Raw genomic sequence first — 24,781 nt, 5'->3', positions numbered from 1 at the left:
TCTAAGGAAAGAGTAATGACAACAATAAATAAGCAGTGGCGACTAAAAGCAAGACCAGTCGGCGAACCAAGTGCTGAAACTTGGGATTATACTGAGACAGAATTACCGACTATCACCGATGGTCAGTTGCTGATTAGAATTGATTATATCTCTATCGATCCTGCGATGCGTGGTTGGTTAAACGATGCCAAATCTTATATCGCACCAGTACAAATTGGTGACGTCATGCGCGCTGGTACGGTGGGTGAAGTGATTGAAAGTAAGCATGAAAAATTTGCTGTCGGTGACTATGTTGCAGGTCATAATGGCGTGCAGTCATATGCTGTCAGTGATGGTACAGGTCTACATAAAGTCGATCCAAACTTAGCACCATTGTCTTACTATTTGGGCGTACTTGGGATGCCGGGCATGACAGGCTATTTTGGTCTATTAAAAACAGGTCAACCAAAAGCAGGCGAGACAGTCGTGGTATCAGGCGCTGCGGGTGCCGTTGGTAGTTTGGTCGGTCAAATCGCTAAAATCAAAGGCTGCCGAGTCGTCGGTATCGCAGGTGGTGCTGAGAAATGTAAGTTCTTAGTCGACGAGCTTGGGTTTGATGCAACGATAGACTATAAAAACGAAGACGTGAAAAAAGCCCTAAAGAAAACCTGTCCAAATGGGGTCGATGTCTATTTTGACAACGTTGGCGGTGATATTTTAAATGACGTGCTGACTCAAATTAATCTACGTGCACGCATCGTTATTTGCGGTGCTATTAGCCAGTATAACAACACGACAGCGGTAAAAGGCCCATCGAACTATTTATCGCTATTGGTCAATCGTGCTCGCATGGAAGGCATCGTGGTGTTCGATAATATCAAAGAATATCCAATCGCCATGAAAGAGATTGCTGGCTGGATTCAGTCAGGCGATATCAAAGTAAAAGATCATATCGTTGAGGGTATCGAGACGTTCCCTGAAACGCTTATGATGCTCTTTAAAGGTGAGAACTTCGGCAAACTGGTACTTAAGGTAGAGGGATAAATCATGACACTGAATACAAACGGAATTGCATCAGATGTAACGGGTAAGCGTATTTTGATCACTGGTGGCGCATCAGGCATTGGTGCTGCAAGCGCATTGCTATTGGCCAGTCGCGGCGCTAAAGTCGTGATCGGTGATATGGCAGAAGAAATGGGTGAGTCTGTTGCCCAGCAAGGTCAAGATGCAGGCAACAGCATCACTTTTAGAAAGGTAGATGTGACCAGCGGTGATGAGGTACGTGCGTTGTTCGACTTTGCGATGGAGACATTAGGTGGCCTAGATGTGGTGGTAAACAACGCAGGTATCGACCATAAACCCTCGCCTATGCATGAGCTAAGTGATGATGACTTTGACCGTAATGTCGCTGTGAACTTAAAAGGGGTCTGGCACTGTATGCGTGCCGCTGTCAATTGTATGATACCGAATGGCGGTGGTCATGTGATTAACGTGGCATCTATTGCAGGCCTGCGTTCCGCACCTATGATCTCAGCCTATAGTGCCGCTAAACATGGGGTGATGGGGCTGACCAAATCTGCGGCCCATGAATATGCGCGCGCCAATATCCGTTTTAATGCGGTATGTCCGAGCTTCATTGATACGCCAATGGTGCGTAATACCATGGCAATGATGAATGAACGTGCGCAGCAAGCAACCGTTAAGGCCAGCCCACTGCGCCGTTTGGGAGAGGTGGATGAGGTGTCTGCAGCGATTGCATGGTTAGCTAGCGACGAGAGTAGCTTTATGAATGGTCATGCATTTACCCTGGATGGTGGCATGTTGGCATAAGATTGACTTTTACGCTTACGTATATAGTGTGCAAAAATATAAGGAATAACGATGAAGGATTTATTTGATTTAACGGGTAAAATTGCGCTAGTGACAGGTGCCAGTCGCGGTATTGGTGAGTCTATTTCCCGTTTGCTGGCTTCAAGGGGCGCACACGTGATTGTCTCTAGCCGCAAAATTGATGCTTGCCAAGCAGTCGCAGATAGCATCAAAGCTGACGGTCACAAGGCCAGTGCATTTGCTTGTCATGTGGGCGACATGGAACAAATTGACGCGATTTTTGAACATATCAAAAGTGAGTTTGGTCAAATTGATATCTTGGTCAATAACGCTGCAGCCAACCCGTATTACGGTCATATATTAGACACAGACTTAGCCGCTTTTGATAAAACGGTGGAGGTAAACATTCGTGGTTACTTCTTTATGTCGACCGCTGCTGGCAAGATGATGAAAGAACAAGGCGGCGGTGTTATCTTAAATACAGCTTCGGTCAACGGATTAGTAGCAGGTGACAAGCAAGGTATCTACTCAATCACCAAAGCGGCAGTCATTAGTATGACGAAAGCGTTTGCTAAAGAGTGTGGTCCACTTAATATCCGTGTGAATGCGTTATTACCAGGCTTGACTGATACCAAGTTTGCCTCTGCATTGACTACCAATGATAAAGTCTTAAAAATGGCACTACATTCGATTCCGCTAGGACGGGTGGCAGAGCCTGATGAGATGGCAGGTACTGTATTATATCTGGTGTCCGATGCATCAAGCTATACCACAGGCGCGACTATCGTTGTCGATGGTGGTATGCTGGCTTAATCGGTTCATCTATAAAAACAATTTATAGAAAGTGATTCGCAAAATAAGAGTTACTATTGAAAACCGCATGAGAGTAAATTTCATGCGGTTTTTTTGATTTTATTTTTAATGAAGTGCATAGCTATTCTGCGTACTTTGCCATTGAATTGGCTGCTAGTGGGAAGCAAGAACAGGCTGCAACGTGGCATAATAAGTCCAAATAATTAAAAGGAGTGAATCGTGGACTCATTGACTAATCATAAAATAAATAGCATTGCTCACAATAAAACATGGCTATTTGTGCCAGCGACGCGAGTCGACAGGATAGAAAAAGCCTTTGCCAGTGGTGCAGATGCAGTCATCGTAGATTTAGAAGATGCCGTTGCCAAAAAAGACAAAGCGGAGGCTCGAAAAGCTTTAAAAAAATACTATGATGATCAGAATGAAAAACAAACTTATCAGCCCATTTGGCTACGTATCAATAAAGCCGGCAGCGAAGAATTTTTCAAAGACATCGTGCTCTGTCAGAAAATGCCTAGCTTGGCTGGCGTGTTATTGGCTAAGGCTGAGCAAGTAGCTGATATTGAAAGCGTACATCAGCTTACCAATCTACCTATCATTGCGCTAATAGAGAGCGCTATTGGATTGTATCAAATTGATGAGATGGCAAAAGCAGTTGGGTTGGTCGCGTTTAGCTATGGGTTTTTGGATCTGTGCAATGATCTGCAAGTACAAGTAGGGACGCCATCAGCGGAGATAGTTGCCAATAAGATTCGCTATCAGTTTATTCTGACTTCAAAAGTACATCAGTTGTCGCCGTCTATCGATACCATTTATCCTGATTTCAATGATGAAGTAGGGCTAGCTAATCGAGTACAGCTGTGGTCACAAATGGGCATGTCAGGAATGCTTTGTATTCATCCAAAGCAAGTAGCGATCGTCCAACAAGCGTTACAACCGACCGACGAAGCATTGTCGTTTGCTCGGCGTGTGGTAGAGGAATACGAGCGGAGCGGACAAGCAGTGTTTAAAATAGATGGTGAAATGGTCGATGCGCCAGTGATTGAGCGAAGCCGTCAACTCTTGGCAAAGTAGCAGACAAATCTATAATGCTTTATCATGAGCTATCATAAATCTAACTAACTCTATAAAAGCATACTATGATTTTTATCAACAACCATATCAGCCTCAATGATAATGAAGTGGAGATCAGCGCCATGCGCGCGCAAGGCGCAGGCGGGCAGAATGTCAATAAAGTATCTTCTGCTATCCATCTACGTTTTGCCATTCATACTTCAAGCCTGAGTGACGAGTACAAACAGCGATTACTAGACAGCAAGGACAGCCGTATAACTAAAGAAGGCGTGCTCGTCATCAAAGCACAGCAGTTTCGCACGCAAGAGCGCAATAAAATAGATGCGATTGAGCGACTGCAAAGCTTTATCACAAAAGCCACTCATGTCAATAAAACCAGACGGCCCACTAAACCTAGCAGAAATGCCAAACGCAAACGAGTGGATCAGAAAACTCAGCGCGGCAAAACCAAAGCCTTACGTGGTAAGGTAGATTTTTAAATAGGCTACTTATTTTCTATTTTTAAATGAACCAAACAGCAAAATGCCAGCCCATCTAAGTGGCTGGCATTTTTTATAGGCTTACTTACTATCAGGTTTTTAGCTATCCAAGCCTTCTGCTTAATTCAGGAAAGCGCTTTATCATAAACAGCATCAATATCAGCGCCACACTTGCGATAGCCGCGCCGACATAGCCCACGCTCGATATGGATATATGCGTCACTGCATAACCACCGAACAGCGCACCTGCACCAATGCCTAAATTAATAATACCTGAGAACATTGACATCAGCATGTCTTGCGCCGTGACATCAACCATGATGACTTTGGCTTGCATAGAGATAATCAGCAGCATAAGCGCCGCGCCCCACAGTAATGCAATCAAGCTTAGCGCCCAGATAGAGGTGACGGCAAACAGTAGCACGAGCATAGAGAGTAGCATCAATATCGTCGATATCAGCATCAATCTGGTATTAAAACGATCACCCCAGCGACTGAATATCACACTGCCCGCAATCCCTGCCACTCCAAACAATAGCAAGACGACAGTTGCGGCGTTTTCACTAATAGCGCCAACCTGCCGCATAAAAGGCTCGATATACGAGTAAGCGGTATAGTGGGCGGTAAAAACCAGTAAAATAAGCAGATACAAACAAACCAATAAAGGGTTTTTGAGCAGTTCTGGAATCTTTCTAAACGAGCCTTCAAACATACTCGGCAACGTTGGCAATAGCCTTGCTTGTAGGATAAATACGATAAAAGCAATCACACCGATACCGCCAAATGTCGCCCGCCAGCCAAACCATTGACCGATTAAGCGCCCTAACGGTACACCCAATACCATCGCTAATGAAGTACCGGTCGCAAGTACACTAAGTGCCAGTGCTTTTTTGCCTTCCGGTGCTACACGTATCGCAATCGCTGCCGTAATCGACCAAAATATCGCATGCGAAAGCGCAATGCCCACGCGACTAATCAGTAATACATCAAAGCTCCATGCGAATACTGACAATACGTGGCTGGCAATAAAAACCACAAACAAGCCCAAGAGCAAGCTTTTACGCTCAAAACGACTGGTGAGCAGCATTAACGGCAATGACATAGCCGCGACAATCCACGCATACAGTGTCAACATCCAGCCAGTCTCAGCCGTGGTGATAGAAAAGTCTTGGGCGATGTCACTTAATAGGGCAACGGGGACAAATTCGGTGGTATTCATAATAAAGGCGCTGACGCCCATCAAAAATACTTGGAAATACTGAGTTCGGCGAGCGTTTGAGCTCACCTCAAGGTTATGTTTCATATGATCCAATACAAATAAAGAAGGCGCTAATAGTAAAAATTAGCTTAAAAATAATTCATTAACTTAAGAATAATGGCGGAAATAGGTCGTAATGATGAAGAGAAGGAGGGCAAGATAGCAAATCAATCGCAGTATGTCAGAGCCTATCATTAGACAGCTGTATTTTATCAGCAATCGATGTTGTTTTTGTAGGAGAGTCTTTAAAACTAACAACTAAATAATTAAATGAATTGTCAAATAAATGCTCAAATAAGCCTAATGATGGCATCAGTGCCAGTTACATAGCACTTATAGTGAGAGATCGCTATTTAAGCTTGAATATGGGTATGATGACCCCATCGGCTAGGGATGCTTGATAGCGTAAGTTCAAATATTTATTGATATTTTACTGAGATAGGATAAAAGAAAAACAATCTATGAAAACAGACACCAATAAACCATTAGCTTTTAGAAGATATCCTTCAACAACGGCACTGCAATGTTTTGAGACCGCTGCTCGTCATTTGAGTTTTACCAATGCCGCGCACGAGATGCACATGACTCAAAGCGCCATCAGTAAGCAAGTGGCGCAGTTAGAGGAGATGTTAAACCTTTCTTTGTTTTATCGCACGCCGCATCGGATTTCACTGACCCCTGCTGGTAAAACATATTATCTTGAAGTCTTAGAGATTTTAAAACATATTGAGGTGGCGACCACCAACTTAATGTCGCATAGCAGTAATACCGAGCTGCTAAAAATAGTCTCGCATCCGACATTTTGTGCTCGTTGGTTGATTCCAGCACTCAGTGGCTTTAGTCAAGAATATCCCCTTATTAACTTGGATATTAAAGAGCTGGCGGGGCCGTTTTTTTCTGAAGACCAAAATGTCGATATTGCTTTTTTATATGGCGATGGCATGTGGGGTAACATGGAGGCCGTAAAGTTGTTCGATGAATACTGTGTTGCGGTCTGTCAGCCGCAGTATTTGCAAGATAAAACACCGAGTACCGAGTGTTTAAATGACTATGTATTATTGCAAATAAGCTCGCGCCTAAGTGCATGGTATGAGTATTTCAAACAACAAGATGTTAGCGTCGATGGCACGTTTGTGGGCCCGCGTTTTGAGACCTTCCATGCCTGCATTTCTGCTGCCTTACTTGGCTATGGTATTGCCTTGGTGCCGTTACGTTTGGTGGAACCCGAACTACAATCAGGCGCTTTAGTCATGGCGTGGGATTATGCGGCAAAGGGTCGCGGCAGCTATTATGTGACTTATCCTGTTTCTTCGGGGCAATCGCATAAGGTGAAAGCAGTTTTAGAATGGATTACTGCTTATTTGGCAATCTCAGATGAGCGTGAAAAGGCGTTAGGGTTGGTTTTATAATATCCCTCTATCGTGTTTCTTTATAACTTAAAGCATTTCTCTATAGCATGGGTCTTGTTATTTTTATCCTGCAAAGTGATTTGTTGTGAGAATCTAACAAGCTAAGCAAACCTCAAAAACTGCCTTCATACGCAGTTTTTTTTGTTTTTAAAGGATTCGTTTAGAAAATTAATTTACTGGTAATGACAAAAAGGAATGCCACCACAACTATTATTCGTTTGCTGCCTAAGTGATGTTTTGTTGAAATGAGTCTAACTCAAGGAAGAGATAGAGACTTATCATGGACAAGTTTTATAACGTGACGGATGCCTTTACGATGGTGCATCCGCTCACGCTCATCAAAGGCAAAAATGCCAGAGTTTGGGACGACAATAACCACAGCTATATAGATTTTGTTGGCGGTATTGGTGTTTTGAATTTTGGTCACTGCCACCCTCACATCGTTAACGCCATCATTCATCAAACCCAGTCACTGATTCATTATGCTTACAATGCGGCAGCGCATCAGCCGTATCAAACCTTTATGCTTCGATTGTGTGAGTTTGTGCCCATCAGCGGCGAGCTGGCAGGCATGCTCACCAACTGCGGTGCAGAAGCGACCGAAAACGCCATAAAGATAGCCCGCATGAAAACAGGTCGCACGGGTGTCATTGCGTTTGATGGCGGCTTTCACGGACGCACACTGGCTGCCGTCAATCTCAATGGTAAGGTCGCCCCTTATAAGCGCGGCCTTGGTACACTGGCCAGCGGTGTTTATCACATTCCTTTTCCCAGCCCTGATAACAATATCAGCGACGAGCAAGCGATTGACGCGCTACAGCGGTTGTTTATGGTAGAAACCGATATCGACAATATCGGTGCCATTATCGTCGAACCCGTACAAGGGGAAGGCGGTTTTCAATTATTGTCGCCCACCTTTGCGCAATATCTACGCCAGTTTTGTGATGAGCATGGGATGTTACTCATCATGGACGAAATCCAATCCGGCTATGGTCGTACTGGTACGCCGTTTGCTTTTACCCATTTAGGAGTTGAGCCTGATCTTATCTTACTTGGCAAAAGTATCGCAGGCGGCTTGCCCTTAGGCGCGGTCATAGGCAAGGCTAGTGTGGTCAATGGTCTACCTAAAGGCAGCTTGGGTGGTACATATTCGGGCAATCCAGTTGCTTGCGCCGCCGCCAATGCCACGCTTGATATCATGCAAGCTGATGACGTTTGGCAGTCAGCTAAGCATTATGCCCAGACGATTGAGGCGACTATCAGCCAATGGCAGCAAGAAGGTATCTCGCCTTGGTTATTTGGTCTTACCGGTATCGGTGCCATGCGCGGTATCGAGCTGCGTCATCCTGAGCATGATGTGCATTCAAGTGTGATGGCACAAGTATTAGCCAAAGCGCGCGAACGTGGTCTATTGCTGATGCCAAGTGGACAATATCGCCACATCATTCGTTTGTTGCCTCCACTCACCATAGAGCCTGACACCTTAAAAGAAGGATTGGATATTCTGAAAGAGGTGCTCATCGCACTTCCTGATGGATTGCCGGTCGCTTAATGCTTAGAAATGTTTAGGGTTTATAGTGCATCGCCATAACTAAATGCTCGAAATCAAATATTAATTGCTTAAAAATTTATTAACTTTATTAAAAGGATGTTTTTTTGTGAAAAATAATAGCGTCAGTCTAGATGAGAATTTTATCTGTAGTGATGATATCCGCCATCATTTTTCTATGGCTATGTCAGCCATGTATCAAAACGAGGTGCCGCTGTACGGCGACTTGATCGATTTGGTCAGTAATGTCAATGCCGAGGTATTAACCACACATCCCGATGTCAAATCACAACTGCTACATACGGGCGAGATTGAGCGTCTAAGTATGGAGCGCCACGGAGCAATCAGGCTAGGTACCGCAGCAGAATTAAGTATGATGCGTCGGCTTTTTGCAGTGATGGGTATGTACCCTGTTGGCTACTACGATTTAGCGTCTGCTGGCGTACCCGTACATTCAACTGCCTTTCGCGCGCTTGACTCGCATTCATTGCATAAAAGCCCTTTTCGCGTATTTACTTCGTTATTGCGTTTAGATTTGATTACTGATGAAATTTTAAAACAAGAAGCCATGGCCACACTGGCGCAGCGTCAGATTTTCACGGCTGGGGCTATTGAGCTTATTGAGAATTTTGAGGCGCAAGGTGGTTTGACTACTGAGCAAGCACAGCAGTTTGTGCAAGAAGCGCTAGAGACATTTCGCTGGCATGATAAAACACCGGTGGCAAAAGCACTCTATCAGCGTCTATTAAATCAGCATCCGCTGGTCGCTGATGTGGTCGGCTTTAAGGGCCCGCATATCAATCATTTAACACCTCGAACCTTAGATATTGATGCGGTGCAACAAGGAATGCAAGCAAGAGGCATACCATCAAAAGCCATCATCGAAGGGCCACCGCATAGAGCTTGTCCTATCTTATTAAGGCAAACCAGTTTTAAAGCGCTACAAGAAGCGGTTGGTTTTAAAGTTGCCGATACTTCAGATGGTGCCAAAGAGGACTATGAGCAAGGGCATCATACCGCTCGCTTTGGAGAGATTGAACAACGCGGTGTGGCGTTAACGCAAAAGGGCAGGGTGCTTTATGATGAATTGCTGAGCGAAGCTCGCCGCCAGCTTGGTGCTACCCCAAATGAGGACAACACGGCTCAATACAATCAAATTTTAGCCGAGGTATTTACGGCTTTTCCTGATGATTATCAGTCTCTACACGATGAGGGGCTGGCGTATTTTTATTATCAGCTGACGGATGGCACTCTTGATTCTGAAGACGGTCAAGCGTTGTTAGCCACCACCTTAACCCGTGATGATTTGAATAAACTGCCTAATGCTAAGCTGACTGCTCTGATTCATGACGAAGTACTTCGCATTGAACCCATCGTTTATGAGGATTTCTTGCCTGTCAGCGCTGCCGGTATCTTTCAATCGAATCTGCAAGAGGCACAGCCAAGTCACTATGACGGTCGCTCAAGCCAACAAGAGTTTGAACGTGATTTAGGCACTGCTATTTATGATGAGATGGCATTGTATGAAGCGATGCAGATGCAAAGCCTTGAGCACTGCTTGTCTACCTCCAATATTTAGTAAAGTTAAGCTGTAGATAGCCAGATGATAGCTGACCTATTACCACGTCATTCCAAAAAGGAATGACTGCAAGAAATTTATTATTTTGCAACTTAGTAGGCAGCAAGGTAGTTTTATAAGTCAGTCAAGGATGTAATAAACCACTATACCAATATACAAGGGATTGATTATGATTAAGCAATATATGTCTGCGATGGGCGTAGAAGAAGCACACTATCAAAATGGCGACTTTGACGTCACCACCCCAATTGATGGTTCAGTCATCGGTAAAGTGACATTAGATAAAGTCGCCGACGTCGATACTAAAATCCAAAATGCCAAAAAAGCCTTTCAAGAATGGCGTGTCGTGCCTGCTCCCAAACGTGGTGAGTTGATTCGTCTGTTGGGTGAAGTGCTGCGTGAGCATAAAGAAGATCTAGGTATCTTAGTATCGCTAGAAGCCGGAAAAATCAAACAAGAAGGCCTTGGCGAAGTACAAGAAATGATTGATATATGTGACTTCGCCGTGGGCGTATCGCGTCAGCTTTATGGTCTAACCATCGCCTCAGAACGTCCAGGTCACCACATGCGTGAGACATGGCATCCACTCGGCGTCATCGGCGTCATCTCTGCTTTTAACTTCCCTGTCGCCGTTTGGTCTTGGAATACAGCGCTGGCCATCGTTTGTGGCAACCCTGTCATCTGGAAACCTTCAGAAAAAACCCCACTTGTCGCCTTAGCTTGCCAAGCTTTATTTGAAAAAGCCTTGGCAAAGTTTGGCGATGCACCAGCACATTTATCTCAAATCCTATTGGGCGAAACCGATGTCGGTAATGCCTTGGTTGAAAACAAAGACATCGCCTTGGTCAGTGCCACTGGAAGTACGCGCATGGGCCGAGAAGTAGGACCAAAAGTCGCTGAGCGCTTTGGTAAATGTTTGCTTGAGCTTGGTGGTAATAACGCCATGATTTTGGCACCCACGGCAGATTTGGATTTAGCGCTACGCGGCATTATATTCTCAGCGGTTGGCACAGCGGGTCAGCGTTGCACGACCTTACGCCGTCTATTTGTCCACGAATCTATCAAAGATGATATCTTGCCACGGGTAAAATCAGCTTACGAGACCGTCAGTATTGGTCATCCACTTGAAGGCAATTTGGTCGGCCCACTGATTGATGAAGACAGTTTTGATAATATGCAAGCCGTGTTAAAAAAGGCTCGCGAAGCGGGCGGTACAGTGACAGGCGGTGAGCGTGTATTAGTAGATAAATACCCTGATGCCTATTATGTCACGCCTGCCATTGTCGAGTTTGATGAGCAAAATGATGTGGCTAGAAGTGAGACTTTTGCGCCGATTTTATATGTCATGACCTATAAAGACTTTGATGAGGCAATCGAGATGCAAAACGATGTACCACAAGGATTATCATCATGTATCTTTACCAATGATTTGCGTGAAGCGGAAACTTTCCTCAGCGACCGCGGCAGTGACTGCGGCATTGCTAACGTTAACATCGGCACCAGTGGCGCTGAAATCGGCGGTGCATTTGGTGGCGAAAAAGAAACAGGCGGCGGACGTGAGTCAGGGTCAGATGCATGGAAGGCTTATATGCGTCGGCAAACCAACACCATCAACTATTCAACAGAGCTGCCACTTGCCCAAGGTATTAGCTTTGGTTAATGCAGATTTGCTTGAGCAGTTAGCGTTTTAGCTTTTGATTTATTTTGTAGCTTCTATTTTGTAGTTTCTGTATAGATTTACTGAATACAAATTGTTTTACATAAATTGCTAAGCATACTCCTCGTGTGCTTAGCAGACTAAGCGTTATAAGCAATCAAGGATTGATTGCGATATCCATGGACGACTACTAAGGAAGGTAGAATTATCATGATCGATGACAAACCGTACGACCCCGCTAATGACGGCTATGGTCCGTCTTCTAGCTTTTTACTTGATATTGCTCCTCTGGTATTGACTGCCATGATTCTGATGGTGCAGTTTTTCGTATTTAAAGACTTTACTCCGCATATACCGTTGGCCTGTGGCATTTTAATCACTGGCTTATTTATGAAGCTGCGCGGCCGTGATTGGCAAGGTATGGAGGAGCGGTTTTTAAAAGTTATTAAAATCGGTTTACCTGCAATGATTATTCTCATGGGCGTCGGTATGCTCATTGGCTCATGGATTATTGCAGGGACGGTGCCGACCATTCTTTATTACGGTTTTAGTATTTTTTCTCCTTCCTCCTTTTTATTTTCAGTTTGTATTATTTGCGCCATTATTTCTGTTGCTACTGGGACCTCATGGGGCACTGTGGGTACGGTTGGTCTCGCGATGATGGGTATCGGTATGGGGCTTGGTATTCCAGCGCATTTTACAGGCGGTGCTATCGTCTCTGGTGCTTTTTTTGGCGACAAAATGTCGCCACTGTCAGATACCACCAACCTGACACCTGCGGCAGCTGGCGTGGAGCTTTGGGATCATATCAAAGGCATGCTACCGACCACTGTCCCAGCCATGATTACTGCCTTAGCAATTTATGCATGGATTGGCATGGGTTATGGCGATGACAGCATTGATTTATCTTCTATCCGCGCCTTACAAACCAACTTGGCTGATAATTACAACTTAAGTGTCATTACCTTATTACCCGCACTGGTGGTTGTTGTCGCTGCGGTTATGAAAATGCCAGCGATACCGACCGTTTTAGGCGGCGTGGTAGTAGCGTCATTTATTGCCTTTTTTATGCAAGGTGTCGGGGTTAGTGAGATTTTTAACGTTTTACAGAACGGCTTCGTCAGTGAAACAGGGTTTGAAGTTGTGGATAAATTGCTGTCAAAAGGCGGTGTGATGTCTATGACATGGGTCATTACCTTGACCATTTTTGCTCTTGCCTTTGTTGGCTCACTTGAGCATTACGGCACCCTAAAAGCCATCATGGCAAAAATAGATAAGGCGGTGAAGTCGCGTATTGGTTTGATTTTGACGACTTATGCCAGCGTCCTTGGTGTCGGTACTTTAATCGGAGACGTTTATACGACGTTGGTGCTGCCGGGGCGTTTATTAAAAGACAAATATAAAGAGATGGGCTACAAGCGCACGACGCTCACGCGCTCTATCGAAGACAGTGGCACGCTGTTGTCGCCACTTATTCCTTGGAACATGGGCGGTAGCTTTGTCGCCGCTACATTGGGCATAGCCACATTGACTTATGCGCCTTTTGCTTTTGCCTGCTGGTTGTCGCCCTTGTTTGGTTTGTTATGGGCGTTTCTTGATAAATTTATACCGCGTGAAGAGCCGTCAGTAGAAAAGCTCGACACGGCTACTTCAACGTCAATTAGTGACGTGTGACACAAGGGAGTGTGAGATGTTACAAGAGCAATGTTTATGGAACATGACTGCGTCCAATATTGAGTCCTATAGTCAAATGACTAGCGACACTCAAGCGACCATCTGTGTCATTGGCGGCGGTTATACAGGGTTATCGGCGGCGATTCATCTGGCCGAAAAAGGCGTCAAGGTTATCTTGCTTGAGAACCAAGCAATTGGTCATGGTGGCTCAGGTAAAAGCGTCGGATTGGTCAATGCAGGAACGTGGGCGCGTCCAGATGATTTGAGCGTTACTTTGGGCGAAACTGCAGGTGAGCGTCTGACTGAAGCGCTGGGACAAGCACCGAGTTTAGTCTTTGATTTAATCAAGCGCTACGATATTGATGCGCAGGCCACTCAAGCTGGTAATATCCATATGGCGCATAACGCCAAAGGTGAAGCCGATGTCGAGATTAGATATGAGCAGTTGAGTCGTCGCGGTGCGAATGTCGAAGTGTTAACTGGCAGCAAATGCCATGAATATTGCGGGACTAAAAGTATCAATAAAGCGCTATTAGATCATCGCGCGGGTACTATCAATCCGCTGGCTTATGTCAGAGGACTTGCAAAAGTCGCTACCAGTCTTGGCGTGACTATCTACGAGCATTCAGCTGTTGAAGCACTAGAAAAAGTAGACGGTCATTGGTACACCAGAACTGCTAAAGCTCGGGTCAAGTCTGAGCGAGTCATCATTGCGACCAATGCTTATACTGAAGGCGAATGGACAGAAATTGCTAAGACTTTCTATCTCGTCGCTTATTATCAGATCGCTTCTGAGCCGCTCAGCGGCGAGGCAGCAGATCGTATCTTACCTTACAAAACAGGGGCGTGGGACACGCGTTTGGCGTTATCGAGCTTTCGCCGTGACAAGGACGATCGCTTGTTATTGGGAACAGTCGGCGGCAGACAGCTAAAACCGAAATCCTTTTATCAGTCATGGGCCAATGCTGTACAAAAGAGCTATTATCCTGATTTACCAGCATTTAACTGGCAATATGAATGGTGCGGTAATTTTGGTTTTACGCAAGATCATATCTTCCGAGTTCTAGAACCCGACGAAGGCTTACTGACAGCGACTGCCTATAACGGTCGCGGCATTACTACTGGCACGCTCATGGGTAAATGCTTTGCAGATTATATCTTGACGGGAGACAGAGCCAGTATTCCATTGCCATTTAAAACCTTGGAAGAGTCGAAGATATCATTAGGTGCTTTAAAGTCTGGATTTACTGAGGTAGGGCTGACGCTGTATCATGCAGGACAATGTCTAAAAATAATTAGATAGCTTTACTGAGTCATTGTCTGATTTTTTAAAGTTGTTTAAATATAATTATATGATTACCAAAACGTATTAATATCAGTATTTATTTTCTATTATCTGATATGCTATTATCTTTGAGTCATTATCGTGGGTTTAACAGTTTTGTTATTGCCAGCCATTATCGTTATGAATGGTGGCGTACAAACCTTGCAACTTCCAGCACGATATAAAAAAATTCTGGTAAAGCGCATGAGCCTGTACTCCGACATCCTCATTTGTGCCTGATTTTATTTGCCTATTTGGGCATATTTCAACCTTTTTCGTCGGAGTTATAGGAGTTTAAGGTGTTCAATATCATGAGCCACATTGCCAACCAATCCAAATATACCCGTCATTATCATCCACGTCACCTTCTCGCACAGTATGCGATCAATCAGATAGCAACGCTTGAGCTGCGTTCGCAAGATATTATCAAAGCCATGGGTTACCCTATCAAGCATACCATGCCTGCTTGTGAGCGACTGCGTCACGTATTATCGAATAAATATCTTGGGCTTGATGGCAGCTATATTGATAAATATTTTACCGCAGATGAATTTTTAGCCGCGCTATTTACAGTGCTTGAGATACCTCACGCGCCGTTTGCAGAAGACATCGCCCAGATTAAAGATGATTTAGCGCATTATCCCAACCATCTACCAAAATATAGTTTGCAAGCAGAGGTGGACTTCGAGTTTACTGCGGATGCGAACTGGATGTCTCGTGGTGCTGCGTCGCGCTTGGCTCATATACGGTTGCCAGATGGGTTTGCCAAACTCAATGAGTCTGAGCGCGCGTCGGTAGTGAAAAAAAGCATCTCCGAGCATTATCAGCAGTACGAGGGCAATCTACCTTTTGACGGTATGATTAAAGGCTATCAATTGATTACTGAGCAACATAATGAAGTGGTTGATAGCGTAAAGTATGGTCTGCCAAAATCTAAGACGTGTTAAGTTTTAAATTTTTAAGTACAGTCTCGCTTTTTTAAGCAAAGCCTCACTATAAAGTGTGGCTTTTTTCGTTGTGATTTTTGATTGTGAAATTTAAAATTCGGCGAGTATAAATTGTCAGCCCATAAAAGCATTTTTATATCTCAGGCTTAGATATGGCACGCCATAAAATCACGAATAACGCATCAAAATCTGTATTAATTGGCGTATCGGTCTGGCGAATAATGTGCATCAATCCAAGACGACTAATAAAGCCCATAAACACATCAAAAAGTATATAAAGGGGCACGGTGTCATTTAGTACCCCACGCTTTTGACCATCTTCTAATACATTTAAAAATGCCCCAATCAGCTCTTTATTTTCATAAATCGCAATATTACGAATACGCGATGCCGATACTGAAGACAGTACCATCACTGCATCAGGATGCGAGTCTACAAAGTCAAAACATACCCATAATGTCTTGCGCAGCCGATCTTGCACGCTATCAATGCCTTGCAAATGATCCATGATGCGCGCCGCTAATCTGCCCAATACAATATCCATAATGGTATAGAACAGCGTCTGCTTATCACCAAAGTATTTATACAGGGTTTGTAGTGAGACATTGGCAGATTTCGCAATCTGCGCCATGGTCACTTCGTTAGAGTCAAAACCTGCAAAAACTTTACGAACGGCTTTTTCAATTTTTTCTAAAGTCGCAGGGCGCATATCTGATAAAGGTGCTAAGGCTCGGGTTGGATTTATGCTAGGTATCTGATTCGTGGATTGCATATTTGATAATTCCTGTGTGGTGAGAATTTCTAGACAGTGCCATAGCGGCTTATTTAACGGCTTGATGAACTAAAGTTAAAATAGGTAATATAAATTACTATTGTTTTTTATTAGATTGCGCATTGTCTTTTACTGCCCTAGTATAAGTCTTGCATGATATTAAATATAAAGAATATATAGATTTTATATAACGGTAATTAAAATTACCATAAATAATATATTTATGCTTAATAGTATTTAATATTAGAACATTTCCTCTTTTGAATTGAGGATACGCTCTAACGATGATTAACTTCCCCTCGTCAAGGACAGACACCATGAGCATTGAAACCTTTACCCCAAAATGGATGACCGAAGAACACGAAATGGTCTATGACAGCGCGCTTAAAATGTTTCAATCGTGGGAGCCAAAGGATGAGCAGTGGCGAAAAAACGGCATGATTGACCGTTCCGCGTGGGAAGAGGCAGGCGCGATGGGCTTCTTATGTGCATCGATTCCAGAGGAATATGGTGGCGGCGGTGGTGACTTTGGTCATGAAGCTGCACTTCTCTATGCGCAGGCGGAGGCCAATCAATCCGGATTCGGTGGCATGGTACATTCAGGTATTGTTGCGCCTTATATTTTCAGTCATGGTACGCAAGCACAGAAACAAGAATGGCTGCCTAAGATGGCGACGGGAGAGTATGTCGCCGCGATTGCCATGACGGAACCTGGCACTGGCTCAGACCTGCAGAACATCAAAACCTATGCAGTAAAAGATGGTGATGATTATATTATTAATGGCTCAAAAACCTTTATCACCAATGGTCAGCATGCCAACCTGATTTTGCTCGCATGCAAAACCGATCGGGAAAAAGGCGCGCAAGGTGTTTCGCTTATCGTGGTAGAAACGGATAAGGTGCAAGGGTTTGAACGTGGTCGTAATCTCGACAAGATTGGTCTGACCTCACAAGATACGTCGGAGCTGTTTTTTAGCAATGTCCGTGTACCGCAAACGAACCTGTTGGGTACAGTAGAGGGCATGGGTTTTATTCAAATGATGCAAGAGCTGCCACGTGAGCGTCTAATCATTGCCTTAACGGGCGTTGGTGCGATGAAGCTGGCGATTAATTTGACGCTAGATTATGTCAAAGGTCGGGAAGCGTTTGGCAAGCCGATTTGGAAGTTTCAAAATACGCGCTTTAAAATGGCAGAATGCTACGCCGATTATCTCGCGGCCAGCACGATGTGTGATGCTGCTGTCGATGCGATGTTAGAGGGCAAATTGACAGTACCACAGGCGTCTTTGATTAAATATTGGGTGACCCAAAAGCAGTGTGACGTGATCGACGAATGCGTCCAGTTATTTGGCGGTTATGGTTATATGACAGAATACCCAATCGCTCGCCTATATGCTGATGCGCGAGTACAAAAAATCTACGGCGGCACCAATGAAATCATGAAAGAGCTGGCGTCGCGCTTTATGTAAGTGGCTGACTTATTTCTTGATTCTAAGAAATCAATTATATGTCTATAACTGTTATTTATTTAAAAAAGAAAAAAGGGATTTTTTATGACTGAGACTGCTTACATTTATGATGCTATTCGTACCCCGCGTGGTAAAGGTAAAAAAGATGGCTCTTTGTATCAGGCATCACCGATTTGGCTTGCTCGTACTTTATTAAAGGAGATGCAGCAGCGTCATAACTTGGATACCAGTTTGGTCGATGATGTGGTGTTTGGTTGCGTGACGCCCGTTGGCGAGCAGGGATCTGATATCGCCCGTATAGCCGTCATTGATGCTGGCTGGGCGCAAAGTGTGGCAGGTGTCACTTTATCTCGGTTTTGTGCCTCAGGTCTGGAGTCTATCAATCTTGCCGCTGCCAAAATTATGTCAGGTATGGAGGACATGGTGGTTGCAGGCGGCGTAGAATCTATGAGCCGTGTACCGATGGGCTCTGACGGCGGTGCATGGTATATGGACCCACGGGTTAACGAAGCGACGCATTTTGTTCCGCAAGGCGTTGGCGCAGATACCATAGCGACGCTAAAAGGCTTTAGTCGCACCGATGTCGATGCGTTTGCTACTGAGTCGCACCGCCGCGCCGCGCATGCTTGGGAGCAGGGCTATTATGATAAATCGGTCGTCCCCGTCACTGATATCAACGGTATGACATTGCTAGATAAAGATGAAACCATCCGTCCCAACACTAATATCGAAACCTTAGCTGGTCTCAATCCTTCTTTTATTATGCCGGGCAAGATGGGCTTTGATAGCGTTATCTTGGACAGATATACCACCATTGAAAAAGTAAATCACGTGCATCATGCAGGTAATTCATCGGGCATCGTCGATGGTGCGGCAATTTGCTTAGTCGGTAGCGCTGCTGCAGGTCAAAAGGCGGGCTTAAAACCACGTGCCAAAATCACCATGGCTGCAGTCATTGGCTCAGAACCTGCCATTATGCTGACAGGGCCAACGCCTGCCTGCCAAAAAGCGCTTAATAAAGCAGGTATGCAAGCTTCAGATATAGACCTATGGGAAATCAATGAAGCCTTTGCTGCCGTACCACTCAATACTGCTGATGACTTGGGCATCTCACTTGATATCGTCAACGTTAATGGCGGCGCTATTGCTATGGGTCATCCACTTGGCGCAACGGGCGCGATGCTCATGACTACCGTTCTTGATGAATTAGAACGTCGCGATCTAAAAACCGCGATGATTACGCTCTGTGTCGGTGGCGGTATGGGCATTGCCACCATTATTGAGCGCGTATAGCGCTAATAGATTTTTAGTGACTGATATCGACATAGAATAATATAAAAAGGACTTGAAATGAGCACAAACAGCGTAGACGCCATCAATGCATTGAACCACTTTTCTGCCGAATCTGATAAGGGCATTATCACAGTTACTATTGATCAAGCAGATCGTCAGATGAATGTCATCGGCGATGGCTTCACCGATACTTTTGCGGTGATGACTGATAGCTTTATCAACGATGAATCCGCCAAAGGTTTGATTTTAACCTCTGGCAAAGAAACCTTTGTCGTCGGTGCTGATATTGACCAGTTGGCTAATATTAAAACTGCTGAACAAGCTTTTGAGCTGGTCGAAGACCTAAAAGCTAGCTTACGCAAACTAGAGAAGTCAGGTAAACCTGTCGTCGCCGCCATGACTGGAACGGCACTTGGCGGTGGTTTGGAGTTGGCATTGGCCTGTCATTATCGTATCGCGATTGATGCTCCTAAGACTAAATTGGGTCTACCTGAAGTCAAATTGGGCTTGCTGCCGGGTGGCGGTGGTACTCAGCGCTTACCGCGATTGGTCGGTATTCAATCAGCTTTAGAGCTTATGACCCAAGGTAAAGCGCTGAATCCAGTTGCTGCTAAAGATATGGGTTTAATCGATGCCATTGCCACTGATAAAGCAGATATGCTCAAGCAGGCGACAGATTGGATTAACGCCAATCCTGATATCCAGCAGCCATGGGATAAAAAAGGCTTTAAAATCCCCGGTGGTGATAGTAAACACCCCAACATCGTGCAAGTATTTTCTATCGCGCCTGCCATGGCCAATCAAAAGTCACATGGCAATTATCCAGCCATTACTCATATCATGTCTTGCGTGTTCGAAGGCTGCTTAGTGGATATTGACACTGGTCTTGAAATTGAGTCGCGTTATTTCGCTGCTTGTGTGCTGTCTACTGAATCTAGAAATATGATTAATACGCTATGGACTCAGCTGAATAGTATTAAAAAAGGTCAGTCGCGTCCGAATGGTTTTGGACGTACAACAATCAAAACCGTTGGTATTCTTGGTGCGGGCATGATGGGTGCTGGCATCGCTTATGTCTCAGCCAAAGCGGGCATAGAAGTGGTTCTTTTAGATACTACTATCGAAGGTGCTGAAAAAGGCAAAGCATATTCTGCCACCATTTTGGATAAAGACATTAGCCGTAATCGCTCCACGGAAGAGAAAAAGCAAGCATTACTCAATCGCATCAAGCCGACAGTGTCTTATGATGATTTGGCAGACTGCGATCTGGTTATCGAAGCAGTGTTTGAAAATCGCGACATTAAAGCCAAGTGTACCCAGAAAAGCGAGGCGGTGATTCCTAAAAATGCTGTTTATGCGTCTAATACTTCGACACTGCCTATTACTGGTTTGGCAAAAGCCAGCACGCGTCCCAATCAATTTATCGGTCTGCATTTCTTTTCGCCAGTCGATAAGATGCCGTTGGTTGAGATCATCATGGGTGAGCAAACAGATGACGCCACTTTAGCAAAAGCTTTTGATTATGTGCTGCAAATTGGTAAAACCCCTATCGTCGTTAATGACAGTCGTGGTTTTTATACGTCACGGGTATTTGGCACTTATGTATCAGAAGGCGTCACCATGCTAGGTGAGGGCGTCCATCCACGCAGTATCGAAGTTGCTGGCATGAAAACGGGCATGCCCATGCCGCCACTGGCGTTGCAAGATGAGGTGTCATTAAGTTTGGCGTTGCACGTGAGCGAACAGCAGCAGCTGGATATGCAAGCCGAAGGTAAGCCTATTGCTATGCGCCCCTCGTACGAGATACTAAAAACACTGGTCAAAAAGTATGGTCGAGAAGGCAAAAAGAATGGCAAAGGCTTTTATGAATATACCGATAAGGGCGAAAAATACTTGTGGCCCGAGCTGATGAATTTATATCCAGCAAAAACAGAGCAGCCATCACAGCAAGATTTAATTGACCGTTTGATGTTTATCCAAGCCAATGAATCTGCTAAATGCTATCAAGAAAACGTCGTGCGCTCTGTCGCTGATACCAATATCGGCTCCATTTTTGGCTGGGGTTTTGCACCACATCAAGGCGGTACCCTACAGTTTATCAATGCGATGGGGTTAGAGACATTCATTGCACGCAGTCGCGAACTCGCTGCTCAATACGGTGAGCGTTTTGAGCCAGCGCAAATTCTGCTAGACATGGCAGATAAAGGCGAGGTATTTTCTGATGACTGAGCTGATGACTGATGCTACGGTTAATACGAGCACTGGTTCAATAGTGGATTTGATGGCAGATTGCTTACAGGGGCTGCGCGTCGTTGATTTGACTCGTAACTTGCCAGGACCTTTTGCGACGCGTTTGCTTGCTGACTTGGGCGCAGACATCATTAAAATTGAACCTAAAAATGGTGATCCTGCTAGAGCATTTGGCGAATTGTTTGCCGCATTAAATCATGGTAAAACCACTGAAAATCATGACTTCCGTGATCCCAAAGGCATTGATGCTATCAAAGCGCATCTCAAAGATGCCGATGTGATGTTAGACAGCTTTCGCCCTGGCGTCTTAGAAAGCATGGGACTGGATGCCAAAACATTGCATACGATTAATCCAAAGCTAGTCATGGTATCGATCACCGGTTATGGGATAACGGATAAGGCATCGAAATCTGAGAGTGATACTAATCATAAAGGAATTAAGCATAAACAAATAAACCATAAACGAATCAATCATGATTGGGTCAATAAAGCCGGTCACGATATTAACTTTATGGCCATGAGCGGTGTTTTAGACCAACTAAAAACGGCGAGTGGCGAGCAGGCGATGCCTAACATTCAGTTTGCAGATTTGGCAGGTGGCAGTGATACTGCTGTGATTGCAGTGCTGGCTGCGGTATTCGCCGCCCAGCGTACAGGAAAAGGTCGTCATATTGTCGTCAGTATGACGCATAGTTTGTATCAGCATATGGTCATGCCAAAGGCAACGGGCGCACTGGTGAAAAGCTTCTCAGGACAACAACCAGCGCCGCATCATGATTTTTTGGGTGGATTATTGCCTTGCTATCGACTATACAGAACCTCAGATGCTCGCTATATGGCCGTTGGTTCGCTAGAACTGAAATTCTGGCAAGGCTTGTGTGAAGTTTTGGATTTGTCTGCGCTCAAAAATATCCATTGGCAACTTGGTGTTATGCCTAACACCTCTGAAAGCCAAACGGCGGCTAAGGCGATAAGCGATAAATTTGCCAATCAAACGCTTGAGCATTGGCAACAAGTTTTTGCGCTCGTTGATTTCTGTGTCACCCCTGTGCTTAGCCTGAGTGAAGCAAAAGTACACCCCTTATTTGCCCATCAAGATGAGTATGATGCAACATCAGGATGGCAGCAGGTTTAGTAGTTATATTTGTTATAAAAAACGCTTTAAAACCATGGAGTCTTTCATAAATGAATTACCAAGGAAGGTAAATTATGGATCAGTTTTGGACGCAGCATTATCCTAAAGGGGTAAAGGCACAGATAGAGCCGCCGCATAATACAGTGATTGACATGTTTGATGACAAATTAACAGAATATGCCAGCCATGAATTTATCACCAACATGGGTGTCACTTATTCTTATGGGCAAGTAGATAGCCTATCATTGGCTATTGCGGCTTGGATTCAAAGTCTGGGTTTAGAAAAAGGCTCGGTGATAGGCATAATGATGCCCAACATCAACCAGTATCTGCCTATTGTCATAGGGATAATTCGCTCGGGTATGGTCGCAACGCTCATCAATCCGCTGTATAGCCCTCGTGAATTGAGACATCAATTGGCTGACTCAGATACCGCTGTACTATTTATTTTAGAACCATTTTGCAAAACATTAGAGAAAATCATCAAAGACACGCTTGTCAAAACCGTGGTCATCAGCAAGATTGGCGATATGTTAGGTGTAGTGAAAGGTACTCTTGTCAATATTGCTGCCAAAACTGTCAAAAAAGCCATTCCCAGTTATCAATTGAAATCCAATTCTCATTATACCGTGACCCGCTATAAAGCAGTCTTAAAACAAGGCAAAAATTTAAGCTATTCTCGTCCTGTTATTCAGGCGAACGATGTATTGATGTTGCAATATACCGGAGGTACGACAGGTGTTGCCAAAGGTATTTTGATTACCAATCGTAATGTTGTGGCCGCCACTTACCAGTTCGTCGAATGGTTCAAGCCAGTCTATGGCACCATGTCTGATAGCACCCAAATAAATACCATTGTTGCTCTACCTCTGTATCATATCTATGCGTTTATCTGCTCAATAGTTGGGTTGAGTATGGGTCAGCATCTCACATTAGTCACCAATCCACGTGATATTGAAGGGTTTATCAAGATATTGCGCAAGCGTCCGTTCCATCTATTGCCTGGCGTTAATACTTTGTTCCAAGCACTGCTGATGAACCCTAAGTTTAAGGAGCTGGGTTTTTCGCAATGTAAATTGACCCTAGTCGGTGGTATGGCAGCGACCCCTGAAACTGCTAAGCGCTGGCGTGAAGTCACGGGTCTACCTATCCTCGAAGGCTGGGGTATGTCTGAGACGCTAGGCGTGGGTACCGCCAATCCATTTAATGGCACGGAATATAGTAGCAATGTAGGGTTACCACTGCCTAGTGTCGATATCAGTATCCGTGATGACGATGGAAATATCCTCGCTATCAATGAAATTGGTGAGATGTGCATCAAAGGTGATAACGTCATTACTCATTATCATAATATTGACAGTGCCACGTTTTTTACCGCTGATGGTTACTTAAAAACAGGTGATATTGCATCTATGAATGAGCAGGGCACTATCAAAATATATGACCGTAAAAAAGACATGATTATCGTCAGTGGTTTCAATGTTTATCCTAACGAAGTAGAAAACATCATCGAGGAGCATCCTAAGGTTGCCGAATGTTCGGTGGTTGGTATCGATGATAAGTTGCAGGGTCAGTCGGTCAAAGCCTACGTTGTAAAATCTGATGACAGCTTAAATGAGGATGATATTAAAGCGCTGTGCCAAGAAAATCTAGCCGCCTATAAATGCCCGCGTCATATCGAATTCATAGACGAGTTACCTAAATCGACTGTCGGCAAAATACTGCGTCACAAGCTTAGAAAATTGGCTCATGAAGCGTAACGACTACTCAAGAGAAACATTGCATGACCATCATCAGTCGCAATAATTAGTCACCAATAACCATGATTCATACCAACATTCAATTAGAGTAAAAGGTCTTGATACAATTTACCGCCTCCAATCAACAACGCTCACGGTTAGTTTATACCGTCTGAAAATGCAAATGATTGATTACCAGATATTTCCGTAAGGCCTCATTTAATGGTATTAAATGAGGCCTTAATTGTGTCTATACGACTAAGCTGATTAGAATACGCTGGCGTAATGACTGAAAATAACTGTGCTAAAACTCCAACGCGTACCTAAATTATAAAGTATTAATACTGAAAAATTAACAAATTCTAGTCTATGACACCGCTAATCCCAATACGTACGCTTGGGTCACCTTGCGAGGCAGCCGCAATACCACCAGTTAATGACCAACGTCCATTGTCTGCTGTTTTACGCAAGCTGATACCAAGTGCATTTTCACCACCATGGTAAGCGGCAGCGGCGGCATAAGTATATTTGCCTGCAATGTAGGGTGCCGT

The 24,781-nt window shown here is 44.5% G+C and carries 19 protein-coding genes and 1 pseudogene; 17 read left to right on the top strand and 3 right to left on the bottom strand.

What is annotated here, in order from left to right:
* The first annotated feature begins 15 nt into the window (after positions 1-15).
* The 5 genes from JMX93_RS05960 (at position 16) to arfB (ending at position 4,175) form a co-directional block, all read left to right on the top strand.
* The gene (locus tag JMX93_RS05960) at positions 16-1,023 is read left to right on the top strand and encodes an NADP-dependent oxidoreductase (RefSeq protein ID WP_499204167.1); all 1,008 of its coding nucleotides are present in this window, start codon (positions 16-18) and stop codon (positions 1,021-1,023) included.
* 3 nt (positions 1,024-1,026) lie between these two features.
* A complete protein-coding gene (locus JMX93_RS05955) occupies positions 1,027-1,809 on the top strand; it encodes an SDR family NAD(P)-dependent oxidoreductase (protein WP_499204166.1) in 783 nt (260 codons plus the stop codon).
* A gap of 51 nt (positions 1,810-1,860) precedes the next feature.
* A complete protein-coding gene (locus JMX93_RS05950) occupies positions 1,861-2,622 on the top strand; it encodes an SDR family oxidoreductase (RefSeq protein ID WP_499204165.1) in 762 nt (253 codons plus the stop codon).
* A 219-nt stretch (positions 2,623-2,841) separates the two neighbouring features.
* Positions 2,842-3,696 (top strand): HpcH/HpaI aldolase/citrate lyase family protein, encoded by an 855-nt coding sequence (locus JMX93_RS05945; protein ID WP_499204164.1) that lies wholly within the window; start codon positions 2,842-2,844, stop codon positions 3,694-3,696.
* Between the two features lie 65 nt (positions 3,697-3,761).
* Complete coding sequence (gene arfB / locus JMX93_RS05940) at positions 3,762-4,175, top strand: alternative ribosome rescue aminoacyl-tRNA hydrolase ArfB (RefSeq protein ID WP_499204163.1); 414 nt, start codon at positions 3,762-3,764, stop codon at positions 4,173-4,175.
* 103 nt (positions 4,176-4,278) lie between these two features.
* Here arfB and JMX93_RS05935 read toward each other — a convergent pair whose 3' ends face one another.
* Complete coding sequence (locus JMX93_RS05935) at positions 4,279-5,478, bottom strand: sugar transporter (RefSeq protein ID WP_499204162.1); 1,200 nt, start codon at positions 5,476-5,478, stop codon at positions 4,279-4,281.
* A 416-nt stretch (positions 5,479-5,894) separates the two neighbouring features.
* Here JMX93_RS05935 and JMX93_RS05930 point away from each other — a divergent pair, with 416 nt between their 5' ends.
* The 7 genes from JMX93_RS05930 to JMX93_RS05900 all read left to right on the top strand — a co-directional run bounded on the left by JMX93_RS05930 (position 5,895) and on the right by JMX93_RS05900 (position 15,572).
* Positions 5,895-6,842 carry a LysR substrate-binding domain-containing protein gene (locus JMX93_RS05930; protein ID WP_193013321.1) on the top strand — a complete coding sequence of 316 codons (948 nt, stop codon included), beginning with the start codon at positions 5,895-5,897 and terminating at the stop codon, positions 6,840-6,842.
* 280 nt (positions 6,843-7,122) lie between these two features.
* Positions 7,123-8,394: a 2-aminoadipate transaminase gene (locus JMX93_RS05925; protein WP_499204161.1), complete on the top strand. Its 1,272-nt coding sequence runs from the start codon at positions 7,123-7,125 to the stop codon at positions 8,392-8,394.
* A gap of 175 nt (positions 8,395-8,569) precedes the next feature.
* Complete coding sequence (gene hglS, locus JMX93_RS05920; protein WP_499204288.1) at positions 8,570-9,970, top strand: 2-oxoadipate dioxygenase/decarboxylase HglS; 1,401 nt, start codon at positions 8,570-8,572, stop codon at positions 9,968-9,970.
* 169 nt (positions 9,971-10,139) lie between these two features.
* Positions 10,140-11,630, top strand: a complete 1,491-nt coding sequence (gene amaB, locus JMX93_RS05915) for an L-piperidine-6-carboxylate dehydrogenase (protein ID WP_499204160.1) — start codon at positions 10,140-10,142, stop codon at positions 11,628-11,630.
* Between the two features lie 207 nt (positions 11,631-11,837).
* Positions 11,838-13,301 carry a Na+/H+ antiporter NhaC gene (nhaC, locus tag JMX93_RS05910; protein WP_198331307.1) on the top strand — a complete coding sequence of 488 codons (1,464 nt, stop codon included), beginning with the start codon at positions 11,838-11,840 and terminating at the stop codon, positions 13,299-13,301.
* A 16-nt stretch (positions 13,302-13,317) separates the two neighbouring features.
* Positions 13,318-14,604, top strand: coding sequence for an L-pipecolate oxidase (gene amaA, locus JMX93_RS05905; protein WP_499204159.1), 1,287 nt, complete (start codon positions 13,318-13,320; stop codon positions 14,602-14,604).
* 332 nt (positions 14,605-14,936) lie between these two features.
* The gene (locus tag JMX93_RS05900) at positions 14,937-15,572 is read left to right on the top strand and encodes a hypothetical protein (RefSeq protein ID WP_499204158.1); all 636 of its coding nucleotides are present in this window, start codon (positions 14,937-14,939) and stop codon (positions 15,570-15,572) included.
* A 133-nt stretch (positions 15,573-15,705) separates the two neighbouring features.
* Here JMX93_RS05900 and JMX93_RS05895 read toward each other — a convergent pair whose 3' ends face one another.
* Positions 15,706-16,344: a TetR/AcrR family transcriptional regulator gene (locus tag JMX93_RS05895; RefSeq protein ID WP_443558846.1), complete on the bottom strand. Its 639-nt coding sequence runs from the start codon at positions 16,342-16,344 to the stop codon at positions 15,706-15,708.
* 317 nt (positions 16,345-16,661) lie between these two features.
* On the opposite strand from JMX93_RS05895, the gene JMX93_RS05890 reads away from it, so the two are divergent.
* From JMX93_RS05890 to JMX93_RS05870, 5 genes are all read left to right on the top strand, one after another.
* Positions 16,662-17,813: an acyl-CoA dehydrogenase family protein gene (locus JMX93_RS05890; protein WP_443558849.1), complete on the top strand. Its 1,152-nt coding sequence runs from the start codon at positions 16,662-16,664 to the stop codon at positions 17,811-17,813.
* Positions 17,814-17,897: 84 nt separating this feature from the next.
* Complete coding sequence (locus JMX93_RS05885) at positions 17,898-19,106, top strand: acetyl-CoA C-acetyltransferase (RefSeq protein WP_198331312.1); 1,209 nt, start codon at positions 17,898-17,900, stop codon at positions 19,104-19,106.
* 57 nt (positions 19,107-19,163) lie between these two features.
* Positions 19,164-21,335: a 3-hydroxyacyl-CoA dehydrogenase NAD-binding domain-containing protein gene (locus JMX93_RS05880; protein WP_499204157.1), complete on the top strand. Its 2,172-nt coding sequence runs from the start codon at positions 19,164-19,166 to the stop codon at positions 21,333-21,335.
* On the top strand, positions 21,328-22,491 hold the full coding sequence (locus JMX93_RS05875; RefSeq protein ID WP_499204156.1) for a CaiB/BaiF CoA transferase family protein: 1,164 nt from the start codon (positions 21,328-21,330) through the stop codon (positions 22,489-22,491). Before JMX93_RS05880 ends, JMX93_RS05875 begins: the two co-directional genes overlap by 8 nt.
* Before the next feature lie 74 nt (positions 22,492-22,565).
* The gene (locus JMX93_RS05870; RefSeq protein WP_499204155.1) at positions 22,566-24,251 is read left to right on the top strand and encodes an AMP-binding protein; all 1,686 of its coding nucleotides are present in this window, start codon (positions 22,566-22,568) and stop codon (positions 24,249-24,251) included.
* A 341-nt stretch (positions 24,252-24,592) separates the two neighbouring features.
* Here the strand turns inward: JMX93_RS05870 and JMX93_RS05865 are convergent.
* Positions 24,593-24,763, bottom strand: a pseudogene (locus JMX93_RS05865) (YadA-like family protein); the annotation flags it as partial.
* Positions 24,764-24,781 lie beyond the last annotated feature (18 nt).

Source organism: Psychrobacter muriicola 2pS (genome assembly GCF_904846535.1).
GTDB lineage: Bacteria > Pseudomonadota > Gammaproteobacteria > Pseudomonadales > Moraxellaceae > Psychrobacter > Psychrobacter aquimaris.
This window is presented reverse-complemented; position numbering and strand designations above follow the sequence as displayed.